Genomic DNA, 15,009 nt, shown 5'->3' with positions numbered 1-15,009 from the left:
ACGGCAGGAGGAATTCCCCCTTCACTTACGCTCTGCGCGTGCTGCCCATTCCAGTGACAGGGGCACCGCTTTCCAGGGTAAAGCGCGCGTGCTCGTCCCGTGCGAGCGCCTTGACGAGGAAAGGCATCATTTCACGCAGCATCGGTTCGAGTGTCCACGGAGGATTAATCACGAACATGCCGCTGCTGTGTAACCCGAATCCGTCGGGCGACGGCTCACCAATGGAGAGCGTGACGTTCAGCCAGTCCTTGCCTTGCAGGCGCTTGAGCTTGCCCGGCAGCTCGCGCGATTCCATGCGCTGCAATACGGGATACCAGACCGCATACGTTCCGGTGGGAAAACGCGTCAGCGCATCGGCCAGCATATCCTTGACCTTGCGGTAGTCGTCCTTGACCTCGTAGGGCGGATCGACCAGCACCAGCCCGCGGCGCGATGGCGGCGGCAGCAGAGCTTTCAATCCGGTGAAGCCGTCGTCCTTGTTGATTATGACGCGTTTGCCGCGCGCCCCGCTGCGTTGTCCCTGCGCCGCTGCATGCGCTTCGAGCTTGCGGAAGTTGTCCTCAAGCAGCTTGCCGTCGCTCGGATGCAATTCGAACAGGCGAATCCGATCCTGCTCGCGCGCAACCTTGTCCGCGCAATACGGCGAGCCAGGGTAGTAGCGCATCTTGCCGCTCGGGTTCATGTCCTTGATCAGGTCCACATACTCGGCAACCGGTTGCGGCAGGTCCTTGCGGTCCCACAGGCGTGCGATCCCGGTTTCGTATTCACGGCTTTTATCGGCATAGCCGGTGTCCAGCGCGTACACGCCCGCCCCGGAGTGGGTGTCGATGTACATGTACGGCGTGTCTTTCTGGCCGAGATAACGCAGCAACTGGATCAGCACGACATGTTTCAGCACATCGGCGTGGTTGCCAGCATGGAAGGCGTGGCGGTAACTCAGCATGGGATTGTCCGGGGAAGGATGGTGAAAAGGGTGCCCATTCTACCAAGCATCAGCGGTGTTCAAGCCCGCCGTGGCAAATGCATTCGCTGCTGCTGGCGGCGCTTTGCAGATTCTGCAGGATCCCGCAGTGCTGCGCGTCCAGCTGCGAATGGCAGGTATTGCGCAAGGTTTGCAGCTGTGTTTGCAGACGCAACAACGAGGAAATCTGCTGCTCCGTCTGCTGCAAATGGCGATCGAGCATCGCATTGATTTCGTCGCACGCCAGGTCGGGTCGTGCCTGGAAATGCTGCAAGGTGCGGATGTCGTCCAGGGACATCCCGAGCGAACGGCAATGCCGAATGAACAACAAGCGTTCCGCGTCCTGCTCGCTGTAACGCCGGTAGTTGCCCTCGGTGCGCGGGGGCGTTGGAATCAGGCCTTCCCGCTCGTAGAAACGAATCGTTTCAACTTCGCAACCAGATTGTTTGGCAAGTTCACCGATTTTCATCTTCATCCTCTCGCGCAATGCTTGACCCTATAGTAGCTACAGGGTCTGTAATAGGCAAACATTGCTGAAGGAGATGTTTCATGTCCGACCATTGCTGCACCCATTCCTGCACTCCGCAAGCCACGCAGAATCCACGCTATAGGCGTGCGCTCTGGATCGCGCTAGTTGTCAATGCGTCCATGTTTGGAGTGGAGATTTTCGGCGGCCTCCAGTCGGCCTCCACCTCCCTGCTCGCGGACGCGGTGGATTTCTTTGGTGATGCGGCGAATTACGGCGTATCCCTGCTTGTCCTGACAATGGCCGCCATTTGGCGCAGTCGGGCAGCACTGTTCAAGGGCTTGTGCATGGGCGCATTCGGCGTCTTCGTATTGGGCAAGACCGCGTGGAGCATCGCTTCCGGTGTCGTGCCCGAACCGGTGACGATGGGTGTCATCGGCCTCCTCGCCCTTTCCGCAAACCTCGGTGTCGCCGCGTTGCTGTATGCGTTCCGCAGCGGCGACGCCAACATGCGTTCGGTCTGGCTGTGCACGCGCAACGATGCGATCGGCAACGTCGCCGTCATGCTCGCCGCCGCCGGCGTGTTCGGCTCAGGCAGCGGCTGGCCTGACTGGCTGGTTGCACTGCTCATGGGCGCACTCGCACTGAATGCGTCGTTCACCGTGGTCCGCCAGGCGCGCGGCGAGATGGCAGGGCGGACGGAATTGCGGCACGCACACTCGCATGAAGGACATCATCACTGACAAGAGGAAGAAAAATGGAACGTTGGCTGCTCGCTGTGTTTTTCGTCGTGTACTTTACAACTGCATTTGTGTGGCGCTCCTGGCAGGTATGGCGGAAGACAGGGGTCAATCCCTACGTGCTTCCGCACAGCGACGACGCGCAAGGATACGTCGCGAAAGCATTTCGGCTGGTTCTGCTGACCATGGCTGCGTATGTCGCGGTACAGGCGGCATGGCCGGACGCCGACTCGTCGCTCCCGCAGATTGACTGGCTGGTCGCCGGTGCGATTCGTCTCGCAGGCTGGTGCACCCTGTTGGCGTCGCTCATGTGGGTGATGCTCGCACAAATGCAGATGGGTACGTCATGGCGTATCGGAATCGATGTAAAGAACGAGACGGCACTGGTGCGCAACGGACTGTTCGCGCTGTCGCGCAATCCGATTTTCCTCGCCATGCGTGCAAGCCTGCTCGGCTTGCTGCTTGTTCGCCCGAATGCACTGACGCTGGTCCTCGCCGTTGCCGGCGAACTGCTGATGCAGATGCAGGTGCGGCAGGAAGAGGATTTTCTGCGCCAGCGTCATGGCGCTGCCTACCTCGATTACTGCGCGCACACACCGCGCTGGATCTGACGCGTAAAAAAAAACCGCACCCGAAGGTGCGGTTTTTCATTCCATCCCCTGTGAAGGAGCAGATCAGTGGAACTGCTCTTCTTCGGTCGAACCGGTCAGTGCCTTCACGGAAGACGAACCGCCCTGGATCACGGTGGTGACTTCGTCGAAGTAGCCTGCGCCAACTTCCTGCTGGTGCGACACGAAGGTGTAGCCCTTGTCGCGTGCTGCGAATTCCGGCTCTTGCACCATGTTGACGTAGTGCTTCATGCCTTCGCCGCGTGCGTAAGCGTGCGCGAACTGGAAGGTGTTGAACCAGTTGATATGGATGCCGGCCAGCGTGATGAACTGATACTTGTAGCCCAGTTCGGACAGCTTTTCCTGGAACTCGGCGATGCTCTTGTCGTCGAGGTTCTTCTTCCAGTTGAACGACGGCGAGCAGTTGTAGGACAGCAGCTTGCCCGGGCACTTGGCGTGCACGGCTTGCGCGAATTCACGGGCAAAGCCGAGGTCCGGCGTGCCGGTTTCGCACCAGACGAGATCAGCGTACGGAGCGTAGGCGACGCCGCGGCTGATTGCCTGCTCGAGGCCGTTCTTGACGCGGTAGAAGCCTTCCTGGGTACGCTCGCCGGTCAGGAACGGCTTGTCGTTCGCATCGTGGTCGGAGGTGATCAGGTTGGCAGCTTCTGCATCGGTACGTGCCAGGACGATGGTCGGCACGCCCATGACGTCAGCGGCGAAGCGGGCAGCGACCAGCTTCTCGACTGCTTCTTGCGTCGGAACCAGCACCTTGCCGCCCATGTGGCCGCACTTCTTCACAGCGGCGAGCTGGTCTTCGAAGTGCACGCCTGCTGCGCCGGCAGCGATCATGTTCTTCATCAGTTCGAAGGCGTTCAGCACGCCACCGAAACCGGCTTCTGCGTCAGCAACGATCGGCAGGAAGTAGTCGATAAAGCCTTCGTCGCCCGGATTGATGCCACGGGACCACTGAATTTCGTCAGCGCGCTTGAAGGTGTTGTTGATGCGGCGAACCATGGTCGGGACGGAGTCGTAGGCGTACAGCGACTGGTCGGGGTACATGGTTTCGGACGTGTTACCGTCGGCGGCAACTTGCCAGCCGGAGAGGTAGACGGCTTCCAGGCCTGCCTTGGCCTGCTGCATTGCCTGGCCGGCGGTGATCGCGCCGAAGGCGTTCACGTAGCCCTTCTTTGCTGCGCCGTTGACCTTCTTCCACAGCTTCTCAGCGCCTTCCTTGGCAAGGGTGTGCTCGATCGGCTTGGAGCCGCGAAGACGGACGACGTCTTCTGCCGTGTAGTTGCGCTTGATACCCTTCCAGCGCGGATTCTCGGCCCAATCCTTTTCCAAGTCTTTGATTTGCTGTTCGCGAGATGCCATGGTCATTCTCCTAGTTAAAGCGATGAAGAAAAAAGAAAACTCGATGGGTGAATCATATGATGTTTTTTGCGGGGCAACAAGGTCTTATATAAGACATATAAGTAAAATATTCTTCTTATTTTTCAATGACTTGATATTTTGTTTTCGCGATACGAAATGTTTTTTCTCAAAATGAAATAAATTTACAGCGACTAACGCACCATTTTTCATATTGCGAAATAGAAATTTCGAGATGTGGAATTTCGTATGCTGAACCGGGGTCAATTCGCTAGTGCTACCGACCACCGGCACGCGCATTCGTTCTGAAAATATTGAGATGGAACAGTCCCTGCCTGCATTTGTCCCATTCCTTTGCGCATACCCAGCCCGTGCATGAGAACATGAGCGAAACAACAACGGCTTCCCCCTCAATGCGAACAGGCATCGTACATGCGCTCCTGGCAGCGCTCCTCTTTGGCGCGAGCACGCCTTTTGCCAAACTGCTCGTCGGCGACATGCCGCCCATCCTGCTGGCTGGCATCCTGTACGCAGGCAGCGGACTCGGCCTTGGCGCGTGGCTCGCAGCGAGAGCACTGCTGCGTCGTGAAGTAAAGTCCGAGGCGTCGCTGACAACCGTAGACCTGCCCTGGCTCGCCGGCGCCGTGCTAAGCGGAGGAATATTGGGGCCGGTCTTCCTGATGACGGGACTCAGCATGACCGCGGCGTCGACTGCATCCCTTCTGCTTAATCTGGAAGGCGTCCTGACCGCGATGCTTGCATGGTTCGTCTTTCGGGAGCAGTTCGACCGACGGATCTTCATCGGGATGCTGCTCATCATCGCGGGCGGCGTCGTACTCTCGATAAGTCCTGCAACAGGACCGGGCGGCGCCGGTACGGTGTGGCGTGTGCTGTGTATTGTCGCGGCTTGTCTTTGCTGGGCGATCGACAACAACCTGACGCGAAAGGTATCTGCGAGCGACGCCGTGCAGATTGCGGCGGTCAAGGGACTGGTTGCGGGCAGCGTCAACCTCGTCTTCTCGCTCGCCTGGCTCGGCGTGGCGCTACCCGAAGCAAGCCAGCTGGCGGTTGCGGGACTGGTTGGATTCTGCGGATACGGTTTAAGCCTGGTCTTGTTTGTCCTCGCGCTTCGCCATCTGGGAACGGCGCGCACGGGCGCGTACTTCTCGGCAGCGCCATTCATCGGCGCCGCCATTTCACTGGCGCTGCCGGGTGAGCAGCCGGGCACCTTTTTCTGGTTCGCGGCCATCTTGATGCTGCTCGGGATATGGCTGCATGTGACCGAATCGCACGACCACATGCATACGCATGAACACATGCTGCACGCACATCCGCATTACCACGACGCACATCACCAGCATGCGCATGATTTTCCATGGGATGGGAAAGAGCCGCATGTGCACCCGCACGAACACGCGCCGCTGACGCATGCGCATCCACATTTTCCGGACATCCATCACCGACACCGGCATTAACGATGCCTGGCGCATAGCTGCCCTGGATTACCGGCGGCAGGTATTGATCCCGAAAATCATATATAGCGGGCACCAGTTGATCAGTCCCGTGACCAGGGGCACGAATCCGACCAGGCCAAACCATTTCTGGTCGCCGGGAAGAATGAAAAACAGGCTGAACAGGGCTGCCGCGAGAACCAGGCGGACGATTTTGTCGACGGAACCGACGTTTGCATTCATGACGCTCTCCATTGGTTGAATGAATAGCGCGAGCTTATTCTTGTCGCCGGCAGATGTATGTAACCCCGGTTACACAGCTTAGCGCGTCGTCGCAAGCGCCTGCAGTTTCGCGCCGTCGCGAATGGCGATCCGTCCTCGTCCAAGCTCGACCATGCCCTGCCCTTCGAAATCGTCGAGCACGCGGCTGATCATTTCCCTCACCGTGCCAAGTTCGTCAGCAAGTTCCTGGTGGGTAATCGCGATGACGCACCGGCCGTCCGGTCCGCGGCTGATGGACGTTTCGTGCTCCAGCAAGGCAGACGCGAGGCGCACGTCGAGCTTGAGGGTGGCGACCTCTTCCACCAGCTCCATCGTATTCACGAGCCGCTCGCCCAGGGCGCGAAAGATCGATGTGCGGAAATGCTCGTCGCATGCCAGACATTCGTTGAAGAGGGCCGGCGGCATGACGATGAACCTGGTTGTGCCGGCAGTAATGCCCTCGGCCGGGTACTGCCCTTCTCCAAGCAGGCATCCGAGCGAAAGGATGCAAGGTTTGTCAGGGGTCACGCGATAAAGCTCGATGCGTCGTCCGTTGGCAAGGTGTTTGAATACGCGCACGGTGCCGGACAGGATGATCGGAAAACCCGGACATTTCATCCGCGCTTCGAACACCTGCGTGCCGCCGGGCAGTTCCAGCACCGGCAGTGCCGAAAGCTGTTTCGCCACTGCCGGCGGCAGCGCCTGCAATATGGGTTGTGTCGCGAATGACTGATCGTCCGCTGCTAGCGTCATGGCTCTGCCTGCGCTCAGTCCAGTTTCTGGGTGGCGACCAGTACGCCATCCGCGTCGGCGTAAATCCAGTCGCCGGGATTGACGGCCACGCCGACAATGGTCACACGCAGTTCACGGTCGCCCACGCCCTTGCGGATGCTGCGTTGCGGATGCGTGCCCAGCGCGCGCACGCCGATGTCGCAGCCATTGATTTCTTCCGAATCTCGGATGCAGCCGTTGACGATGATGCCGGCCCAGCCATTCTTCTCGGCAAGCACGCCGAGGTTGCCGCCGACAAGCGCGCAACGCAGGCTTCCGCCCCCATCGACGACGAGCACGCGGCCGTTGCCCGGGGTTTCAAGGGTCGATCGCACCAGGACATTGTCTTCAAATACCTTCAGCGTCGCCGCCTGTCCCGAGAACGCTGTGCGCTTGCCGAACTTCTGGAATACCGGCGGCAGCACGGAGAGCGTGCCGACCGCAATCTTGTCTTCGTTCGCGTCGCAAATGTCACAGGTCGCAAAGGTCATCGTTTCCTCCCGAGATGAAATAAAGGCAAATAACTCAGGATTGTAAGCGATCGATCGTGCGAATCCGCAACCCGGCGACTTGGCGTCCGGGTTGCGTCAATGTCCGACTCAGGCCGCCTGCGCGGCGGAGGCGTTCCTCGCGGTATTGCTGCCGACACTGATCGCCGTCAGTATGGCAAGGCATTGGAAAATACCGATACCGACGAACACCCAGGACGGATGTCCGGCATCCATTAGCGCGCCGAACAGCGCGGGTCCTGAGGCAAGTCCGATATCCAGCCCTGAATACACGACACCATAGACACGGCCGGTTGCATTCTTCGGCGCCGCAGCGCGGATAAGCAGGTCGCGCGACGGACCAGCAACGCCTGCGCCGAAACCGATCGCCCCCATCAACGCCACCGCGACCAGCGGCGGAACGACACCCGTCGCGACGACGAGAGCAAACACACCCGCGGCAGTAAAGGCAAACGCAATGGTGCGGTCGTGCCGCGACGTCTTCGAGGCGAGAAAGCCGCCCCACACCATGCCGGCAGCCGACGCCAGCATGTATGCCGTATACCCGGCGGTAGCGGACGCCAGCGACATGCCGTACAGCTCGCGCAAGCTCTGCGAGGAAAAGCTCTGGATGCCGCCCAGCGCCATGGCCGTGATAAAGAAGAACGCGAAGCACATCCAGACGGCCGGCAGCCGCATGAAGCCGAGGATGTGGCCTTCACCGGCATCGCCCTTCTTCGAAGCGGCAACGGCAGCGCTGACCTCGTCCGTACGCAGCAGGTCGCGATACACAAAGAGCAGCGCAAGCACCGCAAACGGAATCAGCGCCGCGGCAAGCAACGCCGAGCGCCATCCGAACAGTCCCGCCATCAACGTCAGGAAGACCGGCGCGGCCGCCCAGCCAAGGTTTCCGGAAATGCCGTGCACCGAAAACGCATGCCCGAGACGCGGTGTCGATACGCGCTTGTTGAGCAAGGTGAAGTCGGCCGGATGAAACACACTGTTGCCCACGCCGGCCAGCATGGAGCCGGCAAGCAACATCGAATAGCTGTTTGCCTGCGACAGGACGAGTGCTGACAGCCCGAGGAATCCGATGCCGGAGAACAGCACCGCGCGCGCGCCCACACGGTCGACGACGAAACCGGCCAGCGCCTGTCCGATACCGGACACGACGAAGAATGCCGTCATCAGCAACCCCAGCTCCGCATAGGACAGCCCGAAGGCTTCCTTCAGCCATGGAAACAGCGGCGCCAGGATCAGGTGGAAAAAATGCGAAACGCCGTGCGCAACGCCGACCAGGCCGATGACCTGCGCGTCCTGGCGAAGAGTGGGAACTGCGGTGCTCATGGGACTCCCCGGGAAACATTCGATGGGATGAGTGTATGCAAAAGCTTGCCGTCTGTTTTAAGATAGAACGACAACCTTTGTCGAAACCCTGCCAACGCTTTCGGGAGACCGCATGGCAACTGTTCCCGTCACCCATACACGCCTGCATCTTCCCGACCGCGCCCCTTCTCGAGAGCGGCCGGTGCGCATGGTCGCCCGCGACCTAAAGGCATCGGAACTGCTGGCGGCGCACAGCCACGACTGGGGACAAGTCACCTACGCCTTGGAAGGCGTGGTACGCGTCACGGTAGGGAAAAGTACCTGGATCGTACCGCCGCAGCGCGCGATCTGGATTCCGCCGCAGGCACTGCATGAGGTCGCGACACTGGAGCAGGCGCGCTTGCGGGCGCTCTATGTCCACGCGGACGCCTCCCCTTTTCCCGGTGCGGACTGCGAAGTGCTGGAAGTGTCGACCTTGCTGCGCGAACTCGTTGTCGCGCTGGCCATGGCGGACGCGGGCGGCGCGCGGGAGTCGATGATCGCCGCCCTCCTCCTCGACGAACTCGGCCGCTCGACAACCATGCCCATCCGGGTTGCGCTGCCCGACGACAAGCGGCTCAAGGCCCTGTGCGAGATGCTGATCGCCGAGCCGGCATCCCCGCTCACCCTCAACGAATGGGCTGAACGTGTGGGTGCATCTGCACGAACGCTCGCCCGTCTGTTCGAAAGCGAACTTGGCATGAGCTTCGGCCAATGGCGCCAGCAAGTGCGCCTGGCGCATGCTGCGCCGCTGATCGCCCGCGGTATGCCCCTGTCCCACGTTGCGAGCGAACTCGGCTATGCAAGCCAGTCGGCATTCTCGTCAATGTTCAAGAAAACGTTCGGGCAATCACCCAGTGCCTTCTTCGCGCGCCGGGCACTGTGACCGATGCAATGAAAAAGGCCGCGCGAAGCGGCCTTTTCCTCCAGCAAATCCCGCACGTCAGAACGTGCCGGCCTTTTCGAACACCAGCTCGCCGCCACGCGTAGTCACTGACACCACGTCCTTCGGACCGAACGTCCCTTCAAGGATACGCTTGGACAGCGGATTCTCGATTTCCTGCTGGATCGCACGCTTCAATGGACGGGCGCCGTACACCGGATCGAATCCCGCTTCCGCGATCTTCTGCAGGGCGGCGTCGGCCAGCTCCAGTTTGATGTCCATCTTCGCAAGGCGGCTCTCCAGCACTTTGAGCTGGATGCGCGCAATCGACCCGATGTGCTTCTCGTCGAGGCCATGGAACACCACGATTTCGTCGATGCGGTTGACGAACTCCGGACGGAAATGCGTCTTTACTTCGGCCATTACCGCCAGCTTCACCAGCTGCGGATCGCTTTCTTCCATCGACTGGATCTTGTGCGAGCCAAGGTTCGACGTCATGACGATCACCGTGTTCTTGAAGTCCACGGTGCGTCCCTGCCCGTCGGTCATGCGCCCGTCGTCCAGCACCTGCAGCAGCACGTTGAACACGTCCGCATGCGCCTTTTCGATCTCGTCGAGCAGGATCACGCTGTACGGCTTGCGGCGCACGGCTTCGGTCAGGTAGCCGCCCTCCTCGTAGCCCACATATCCCGGAGGCGCACCAATCAGACGGGCCACGGAATGCTTCTCCATGAACTCGCTCATGTCGATCCGGATCAATGCCTCTTCTGTATCGAACAGGAAGGATGCCAACGCCTTGCACAGCTCGGTCTTGCCCACGCCCGTTGGGCCGAGGAACATGAAGGAGCCGTACGGACGGTTCGGATCGCTCAGGCCGGCGCGCGATCGGCGGATCGCGTCCGAGACGGCGACGATCGCCTCGTGCTGGCCGACCACGCGCTTGTGCAGTTCTTCTTCCATGTGCAGCAGCTTGTCGCGCTCGCCCTGCATCATCTTCGAGACAGGGATGCCGGTGGCACGCGACACCACCTCGGCGATTTCTTCTGCGCCGACCTGGGTGCGTAACAGTTTGCGTTCCGGCGTCTTCGCTTCACCGGTGTCCGCCTGGTTGAGCTGCGCTTCAAGCTGCGGCAGCTTGCCGTACTGCAGTTCGGACATCTTCTGCCAGTCGCCCTTGCGCTTGGCCTCTTCCATCTGCAGGCGGACCTTCTCGATCTCTTCCTTGATGTGCTGAGAGCCATGCACGGCAGCCTTTTCGGATTTCCACACTTCCTCGAGATCGGCGTACTCGCGCTCGAGCTTGTGGATCTCTTCTTCAATCAGGCCGAGACGCTTCTGCGATGCCTCGTCCATTTCCTTCTTCACCGCCTCGCGCTCGATCTTCAGCTGGATCAGGCGGCGGTCGAGCTTGTCCATCACTTCCGGCTTGGAGTCGATCTCGATCTTGATCTTCGACGCGGCTTCGTCGATCAGGTCGATCGCCTTGTCGGGCAGGAAGCGATCGGTGATGTAGCGGTGCGACAGCTCCGCCGCGGCGACGATCGCCGGGTCGGTGATGTCCACGCCGTGGTGCACTTCATACTTTTCCTGCAGGCCGCGCAGGATGGCAATGGTTGCCTCCACGCTCGGCTCATCCACCAGGATCTTCTGGAAACGGCGCTCGAGCGCGGCATCCTTTTCCACGTACTTGCGGTATTCGTCCAGCGTGGTCGCGCCGATGCAGTGCAGCTCGCCGCGCGCTAATGCCGGCTTGAGCATGTTGCCGGCGTCGATCGCGCCCTCGGCCTTGCCCGCGCCGACCATGGTGTGCAGCTCGTCGATGAAAACGATGGTCTGGCCTTCGTCCTGCGCGATCTCTTTTAGAACAGCCTTCAGGCGCTCCTCGAACTCGCCGCGATACTTGGCGCCGGCCAGCAATGCTGCCATGTCGAGCGAGAGCACGCGCTTGGACTTCAGACTGTCGGGCACTTCGCCGTTCACAATGCGCTGCGCGAGGCCTTCCACGATGGCGGTCTTGCCGACGCCGGGTTCGCCGATCAGCACGGGGTTGTTCTTGGAGCGGCGCTGCAGGACCTGGATCGCGCGACGGATCTCGTCATCGCGCCCGATCACCGGATCTAGCTTGCCGGAGCGGGCGCGCTCGGTGAGGTCGAGCGTGTACTTCTTCAGCGCTTCACGCTGGCCTTCGGCGTCCTGCGAATTCACGTTGCCGCCGCCACGCACGGCCGTGATGGCCGCTTCCAGCGCCTTGCGGGTGAGGCCATTGTCGCGCGCGAGCTGGCCTGCCGTGGACTTGTCCTCGGTCAGCGCGAGCAGGATCATTTCGCTGGCGATGAACTGGTCGCCGCGCTTTTGTGCTTCCTTGTCGGCGAGGTTCAGCAAGGCGACGGACTCGCGGCCAATCTGAACTTCTCCGCCAGTGCCGGAAACCTTGGGCAGGCGGTCGACGGCCGATTTCAGGGCGGATGAAAGGCCACCGACGTTCACGCCGGCACGTTGGAGCAGCGACTTCGCACCGCCGTCGTCCTGGCTTAGCAGGGCGCTCAGCAAGTGCACCGGGTCGATGTATTGGTTATCATTGCCGACTGCCAGACTCTGGGCGTCAGCAAGGGCTTCTTGCAATTTGGTTGTCAGCTTGTCGAGGCGCATAGGACCCTCCAGTATTCGAGTTGACGATTAAGTAGGGACGCAAAACCACTTTTCAAGAATGGATGTTTGATTCTGGTTACTTCAGAATCAATTGACGATGGAACTACATCAAATTCAGGTGACTTACCAGGCGGAAGAGGACCGGATTCTTTGCCGCACCTCGTTCCTGGCGCCCGACGGCGAGCTCCAGGAAATCCGCACCTGGCTTACGCGCCGGATGATCCGGGCGCTCTGGCCAACCCTGCTGGAAGCGATGGAAAAGCAGGTTGCCCTGGACAACCCGCAAGCTGCCCACGCCAGCGGCCATGTTGTCGAAATGGAACATCACGCGAGCGTTGAAGCAATTCGCGACAGCGGAAGCTTCGACAGCGTCTACAAGGATGACATCTGCGGTTTTCCGCTTGGCGAGGCGCCCCTCCTCGTCGCCAATGCGAATTTCAGCCTTGCCGCGGGCCAGCCGATCCGGCTGAATCTTTCGCCGGTAGAGGGCAGCGGTTTCGAAATCGCCTTCGCACAGCAGGTGCTGCACGGATTCACATCCCTGTTATGGGAGGCGGCAGCGAAGGCGGACTGGGAACTGGATCTTGCGCTGCCCGGTGCTGCACTTGCCGCGCCGGCCTCGCACGTATTGAACTAGGCAAGCGCCTTGTAGGTGGCGAATCCGGCGACACACAGGGTGACCGACCCGATCAGGTGCAGCGCGGAATGCCCGAGTGCCCAGACATAGTCGCCGCGCTGGAGGAGCTGCATGGATTCGGCTGAAAACGTGGAAAAGGTCGTCAATCCACCCAGGAAGCCCGTTACGACGAAAAGCCGCCATTCGGGCGAGATGTTCGGCAAGGCGGAAAAAACCGCGACCGAAATCCCGATCAAATATCCGCCTGCGAGATTTGCCAGGACAGTTCCCAAAGGCAACTGAGGATGCAGCGCATTCAGCATGATGCCCAGGCCCCATCGCAGCCAGGCACCGATGGCAGCACCGATGCCGACAGCCAGCCAGCTCATGCCGCGTTAGCGGAATTGGAGGACTTGATCCCCCACTTGGCGAGCGCCTCGTCGTCCTTCACGCGGGCGTCGACCCAGCGCGCGCCCTGCGGCGTGACTTCCTTTTTCCAGAACGGCGCCTCGGTCTTCAGGTAATCCATGATGAATTCGCAAGCGGAAAACGCTTCGTCCCGGTGGGCGGAAGTCACGGCGACGAGGACGATCTGGTCGAGCGGCTTCAACGGCCCGACGCGGTGGATCACGAGTGCATCGAAGATGTTCCAGCGCGCCTTCGCCTGCGCAACGATGTCTTCCAGCGCCTTTTCGGTCATCCCCGGATAGTGTTCCAGTTCCATCTCGCTAACGCCGGCGCCTTCATTCATGTCGCGCACCGTGCCGACAAAGGCCACGACGGCGCCCACCTGCGCCTGCCCGGCCCGCAGCGCCGCGACCTCGGCACCGAGATCGAAATCCTGGGTCTGCACACGAATCGTCATACGTTCCTCAGCCTCCGGTCACCGGCGGGAAAAAGGCAACTTCACAGCCCTCGCTGATGCGGGTGCCCGCATCGGTCATTTGCTGGTTGCAGGCCATGCGCAGCGCCCTGCCCTCGGCCAGCGCCTCGGCCCACACGCCGCCGCGCTCGCGCAGCCAGGACCGGACATCGCCAACGGTCGCGACGGTATCGGGTAAGGTCACTTTTTCCTGGCTGGTGCCGAGCGCTTCACGCACGCTCGCAAAGAAGCGGAGTTGGATATTCATGTTCAGTAAAGCAGTTCGCTGAAAGGAAGGAAGCGTACCGTGTCGCCGGGCGAGATGGCATTACTGGGCGGGTTGTCGATCAGCCCGTCGCCCCAGACAGTCGAGGTCAGGACCGCAGACCCCTGATTGGAGAACAGGTCGAGTCCGCCGGACGGATTGATGCGCGCGCGCAGGAATTCGTTGCGCCGGTCGCCCTTCGGCAAGGAAAAGTCAGCGCGCATCGCGAACGTCTTCGGCAACACTTCCGCCACGCCCTGCAGGCGCAGGATGAACGGACGGACGAACAGCAGGAAGGTGACGAAACTGGACACCGGATTCCCGGGCAGGCCGATAAAAAATGCGCTGCCGGCTTCGCCCCGATCGACTTCGCCAAACGCGAGCGGCTTGCCGGGCTTGATGGCGATCTGCCACATGTTCAGGCGGCCTTCCGCCTCGACCGCCGGCTTGATGTGATCCTCTTCCCCGACGGACACACCGCCCGAGGTAATGATCAGGTCATGTTCCGCCGCCGCGGTGCGCAGGGTGTCGCGGGTGGCCTCAAGCGAATCGGGCACGATGCCGTAGTCGGTGATGTCGCAGCCAAGGTTCTCGAGCAGGCCGCGCAGCGTGAAGCGATTGGAGTTGTAGATGGCGCCGGGCTTTAGCGGTTCACCGGGCATCGCCAGTTCGTCGCCAGTGAAAAAGACAGCGACGCGGGGACGGCGCACCACGGGCAGTTCGGCCAGCCCGACCGAAGACGCCAGGCCGAGCTCCTGAGCGCGCAAACGCGTACCCCTGAACAGGAGGATGTTGCCCGCCCGGATGTCCTCGCCCGTACGGCGAATCCACTCGCCTGCCTTGGGCGCATGGCGGACGATGACGGAGTCGCCCTGTGCTTCGCATTGTTCCTGCATGACGACAGCGTCCGCACCACCCGGAATCATCGCGCCGGTGAAGATACGCGCGGCCGTGTCAGGTTGCAGCGGCGAGCCGACGTGCCCGGCAGGAATGCGCTGCGTCACCTTCAGCACAGCGTTGCCGCTTGCGCAGTCTTCCGCGCGGACCGCATAGCCGTCCATCTGCGTATTGTCCATCGGCGGGACATTCAGCTGCGAGGTCTGGTCTGCTGCCAGCACGCGGCCGTTTGCCTCCAGCGTCGGCACGGTCTCCGTCTCGACAATCGGCTGCACTGCCGAGAGCAGGATATCGAGCGCTTCCGGCGCGCTCAACATGGGTTTCTTTTCAGTCATGCTCAACCGGGGCCTCG

Annotated in this window: 17 protein-coding genes; 5 read left to right on the top strand and 12 right to left on the bottom strand. The window is 61.1% G+C overall.

Annotation, left to right across the window (positions count from 1 at the left end; translation table 11 throughout):
• Positions 1 to 25: 25 nt before the first annotated feature.
• Together ACNOHI_RS23325 and cadR are read right to left on the bottom strand one after the other, a co-directional pair.
• Entirely contained in the window at positions 26 to 943 is a 918-nt protein-coding gene (locus tag ACNOHI_RS23325) for a 23S rRNA (adenine(2030)-N(6))-methyltransferase RlmJ (RefSeq protein ID WP_420477115.1), read from the bottom strand.
• 49 nt (positions 944 to 992) lie between these two features.
• Complete coding sequence (cadR, locus tag ACNOHI_RS23320; RefSeq protein ID WP_420477114.1) at positions 993 to 1,430, bottom strand: Cd(II)/Pb(II)-responsive transcriptional regulator; 438 nt, start codon at positions 1,428 to 1,430, stop codon at positions 993 to 995.
• Between the two features lie 80 nt (positions 1,431 to 1,510).
• Between cadR and ACNOHI_RS23315 the strand changes: the two genes are divergently transcribed.
• Positions 1,511 to 2,170: a cation transporter gene (locus ACNOHI_RS23315; protein ID WP_420477113.1), complete on the top strand. Its 660-nt coding sequence runs from the start codon at positions 1,511 to 1,513 to the stop codon at positions 2,168 to 2,170.
• Between the two features lie 14 nt (positions 2,171 to 2,184).
• Positions 2,185 to 2,778, top strand: coding sequence for a methyltransferase family protein (locus ACNOHI_RS23310; protein ID WP_420477112.1), 594 nt, complete (start codon positions 2,185 to 2,187; stop codon positions 2,776 to 2,778).
• Positions 2,779 to 2,841: 63 nt separating this feature from the next.
• Here ACNOHI_RS23310 and aceA read toward each other — a convergent pair whose 3' ends face one another.
• Positions 2,842 to 4,158: an isocitrate lyase gene (gene aceA / locus ACNOHI_RS23305; RefSeq protein ID WP_420477111.1), complete on the bottom strand. Its 1,317-nt coding sequence runs from the start codon at positions 4,156 to 4,158 to the stop codon at positions 2,842 to 2,844.
• 374 nt (positions 4,159 to 4,532) lie between these two features.
• On the opposite strand from aceA, the gene ACNOHI_RS23300 reads away from it, so the two are divergent.
• Positions 4,533 to 5,624 carry a DMT family transporter gene (locus ACNOHI_RS23300; protein WP_420477110.1) on the top strand — a complete coding sequence of 364 codons (1,092 nt, stop codon included), beginning with the start codon at positions 4,533 to 4,535 and terminating at the stop codon, positions 5,622 to 5,624.
• A 27-nt stretch (positions 5,625 to 5,651) separates the two neighbouring features.
• Here ACNOHI_RS23300 and ACNOHI_RS23295 read toward each other — a convergent pair whose 3' ends face one another.
• From ACNOHI_RS23295 to ACNOHI_RS23280, 4 genes are all read right to left on the bottom strand, one after another.
• Positions 5,652 to 5,843 carry a YgaP family membrane protein gene (locus tag ACNOHI_RS23295; RefSeq protein ID WP_420477109.1) on the bottom strand — a complete coding sequence of 64 codons (192 nt, stop codon included), beginning with the start codon at positions 5,841 to 5,843 and terminating at the stop codon, positions 5,652 to 5,654.
• A 78-nt stretch (positions 5,844 to 5,921) separates the two neighbouring features.
• Positions 5,922 to 6,614: a Crp/Fnr family transcriptional regulator gene (locus ACNOHI_RS23290; RefSeq protein WP_420477108.1), complete on the bottom strand. Its 693-nt coding sequence runs from the start codon at positions 6,612 to 6,614 to the stop codon at positions 5,922 to 5,924.
• Between the two features lie 14 nt (positions 6,615 to 6,628).
• Positions 6,629 to 7,123 carry a ribonuclease E activity regulator RraA gene (gene rraA, locus ACNOHI_RS23285; RefSeq protein WP_420477107.1) on the bottom strand — a complete coding sequence of 165 codons (495 nt, stop codon included), beginning with the start codon at positions 7,121 to 7,123 and terminating at the stop codon, positions 6,629 to 6,631.
• A 108-nt stretch (positions 7,124 to 7,231) separates the two neighbouring features.
• Positions 7,232 to 8,467 (bottom strand): MFS transporter, encoded by a 1,236-nt coding sequence (locus ACNOHI_RS23280; protein ID WP_420477106.1) that lies wholly within the window; start codon positions 8,465 to 8,467, stop codon positions 7,232 to 7,234.
• Positions 8,468 to 8,579: 112 nt separating this feature from the next.
• Here ACNOHI_RS23280 and ACNOHI_RS23275 point away from each other — a divergent pair, with 112 nt between their 5' ends.
• A complete protein-coding gene (locus tag ACNOHI_RS23275; RefSeq protein ID WP_420477105.1) occupies positions 8,580 to 9,371 on the top strand; it encodes an AraC family transcriptional regulator in 792 nt (263 codons plus the stop codon).
• A 57-nt stretch (positions 9,372 to 9,428) separates the two neighbouring features.
• On the opposite strand, the gene clpB is transcribed toward ACNOHI_RS23275, so the two are convergent.
• The gene (gene clpB, locus ACNOHI_RS23270) at positions 9,429 to 12,017 is read right to left on the bottom strand and encodes an ATP-dependent chaperone ClpB (protein ID WP_420477104.1); all 2,589 of its coding nucleotides are present in this window, start codon (positions 12,015 to 12,017) and stop codon (positions 9,429 to 9,431) included.
• A gap of 97 nt (positions 12,018 to 12,114) precedes the next feature.
• Between clpB and ACNOHI_RS23265 the strand changes: the two genes are divergently transcribed.
• Positions 12,115 to 12,654: a hypothetical protein gene (locus ACNOHI_RS23265; RefSeq protein WP_420477103.1), complete on the top strand. Its 540-nt coding sequence runs from the start codon at positions 12,115 to 12,117 to the stop codon at positions 12,652 to 12,654.
• On the opposite strand, the gene crcB is transcribed toward ACNOHI_RS23265, so the two are convergent.
• From crcB to glp, 4 genes are read right to left on the bottom strand one after another with little or no spacing between them, the layout of a single operon-like run.
• Entirely contained in the window at positions 12,651 to 13,022 is a 372-nt protein-coding gene (gene crcB, locus ACNOHI_RS23260; protein ID WP_420477102.1) for a fluoride efflux transporter CrcB, read from the bottom strand. The two genes, ACNOHI_RS23265 and crcB, sit on opposite strands and share 4 nt — an antisense overlap.
• Positions 13,019 to 13,498 carry a molybdopterin synthase catalytic subunit MoaE gene (gene moaE, locus ACNOHI_RS23255; RefSeq protein WP_420477101.1) on the bottom strand — a complete coding sequence of 160 codons (480 nt, stop codon included), beginning with the start codon at positions 13,496 to 13,498 and terminating at the stop codon, positions 13,019 to 13,021. Before moaE ends, crcB begins: the two co-directional genes overlap by 4 nt.
• Positions 13,499 to 13,505: 7 nt before the next feature.
• Positions 13,506 to 13,763: a molybdopterin converting factor subunit 1 gene (moaD, locus tag ACNOHI_RS23250; RefSeq protein WP_420477100.1), complete on the bottom strand. Its 258-nt coding sequence runs from the start codon at positions 13,761 to 13,763 to the stop codon at positions 13,506 to 13,508.
• Between the two features lie 2 nt (positions 13,764 to 13,765).
• On the bottom strand, positions 13,766 to 14,992 hold the full coding sequence (gene glp / locus ACNOHI_RS23245) for a gephyrin-like molybdotransferase Glp (protein ID WP_420477099.1): 1,227 nt from the start codon (positions 14,990 to 14,992) through the stop codon (positions 13,766 to 13,768).
• Positions 14,993 to 15,009 lie beyond the last annotated feature (17 nt).

The sequence above is a fragment of the Noviherbaspirillum sp. ST9 genome, assembly GCF_048799745.1.
Taxonomy (GTDB): Bacteria; Pseudomonadota; Gammaproteobacteria; order Burkholderiales; family Burkholderiaceae_D; genus Noviherbaspirillum.
The sequence above is the reverse complement of the archived record's forward strand: the minus strand, read 5'-3'. Positions and strand labels throughout refer to the sequence as shown.

What these genes read in the sequence shown, in the direction of transcription:
- ACNOHI_RS23325 (WP_420477115.1), bottom strand. Translation starts at nt 943, where the DNA reads ATGCTGAGTTACCGCCACGCCTTCCATGCTGGCAACCACGCCGATGTG.
- cadR (WP_420477114.1), bottom strand. Translation starts at nt 1,430, where the DNA reads ATGAAAATCGGTGAACTTGCCAAACAATCTGGTTGCGAAGTTGAAACG.
- ACNOHI_RS23315 (WP_420477113.1), top strand. Translation starts at nt 1,511, where the DNA reads ATGTCCGACCATTGCTGCACCCATTCCTGCACTCCGCAAGCCACGCAG.
- ACNOHI_RS23310 (WP_420477112.1), top strand. Translation starts at nt 2,185, where the DNA reads ATGGAACGTTGGCTGCTCGCTGTGTTTTTCGTCGTGTACTTTACAACT.
- aceA (WP_420477111.1), bottom strand. Translation starts at nt 4,158, where the DNA reads ATGACCATGGCATCTCGCGAACAGCAAATCAAAGACTTGGAAAAGGAT.
- ACNOHI_RS23300 (WP_420477110.1), top strand. Translation starts at nt 4,533, where the DNA reads ATGAGCGAAACAACAACGGCTTCCCCCTCAATGCGAACAGGCATCGTA.
- ACNOHI_RS23295 (WP_420477109.1), bottom strand. Translation starts at nt 5,843, where the DNA reads ATGAATGCAAACGTCGGTTCCGTCGACAAAATCGTCCGCCTGGTTCTC.
- ACNOHI_RS23290 (WP_420477108.1), bottom strand. Translation starts at nt 6,614, where the DNA reads ATGACGCTAGCAGCGGACGATCAGTCATTCGCGACACAACCCATATTG.
- rraA (WP_420477107.1), bottom strand. Translation starts at nt 7,123, where the DNA reads ATGACCTTTGCGACCTGTGACATTTGCGACGCGAACGAAGACAAGATT.
- ACNOHI_RS23280 (WP_420477106.1), bottom strand. Translation starts at nt 8,467, where the DNA reads ATGAGCACCGCAGTTCCCACTCTTCGCCAGGACGCGCAGGTCATCGGC.
- ACNOHI_RS23275 (WP_420477105.1), top strand. Translation starts at nt 8,580, where the DNA reads ATGGCAACTGTTCCCGTCACCCATACACGCCTGCATCTTCCCGACCGC.
- clpB (WP_420477104.1), bottom strand. Translation starts at nt 12,017, where the DNA reads ATGCGCCTCGACAAGCTGACAACCAAATTGCAAGAAGCCCTTGCTGAC.
- ACNOHI_RS23265 (WP_420477103.1), top strand. Translation starts at nt 12,115, where the DNA reads ATGGAACTACATCAAATTCAGGTGACTTACCAGGCGGAAGAGGACCGG.
- crcB (WP_420477102.1), bottom strand. Translation starts at nt 13,022, where the DNA reads ATGAGCTGGCTGGCTGTCGGCATCGGTGCTGCCATCGGTGCCTGGCTG.
- moaE (WP_420477101.1), bottom strand. Translation starts at nt 13,498, where the DNA reads ATGACGATTCGTGTGCAGACCCAGGATTTCGATCTCGGTGCCGAGGTC.
- moaD (WP_420477100.1), bottom strand. Translation starts at nt 13,763, where the DNA reads ATGAATATCCAACTCCGCTTCTTTGCGAGCGTGCGTGAAGCGCTCGGC.
- glp (WP_420477099.1), bottom strand. Translation starts at nt 14,992, where the DNA reads ATGACTGAAAAGAAACCCATGTTGAGCGCGCCGGAAGCGCTCGATATC.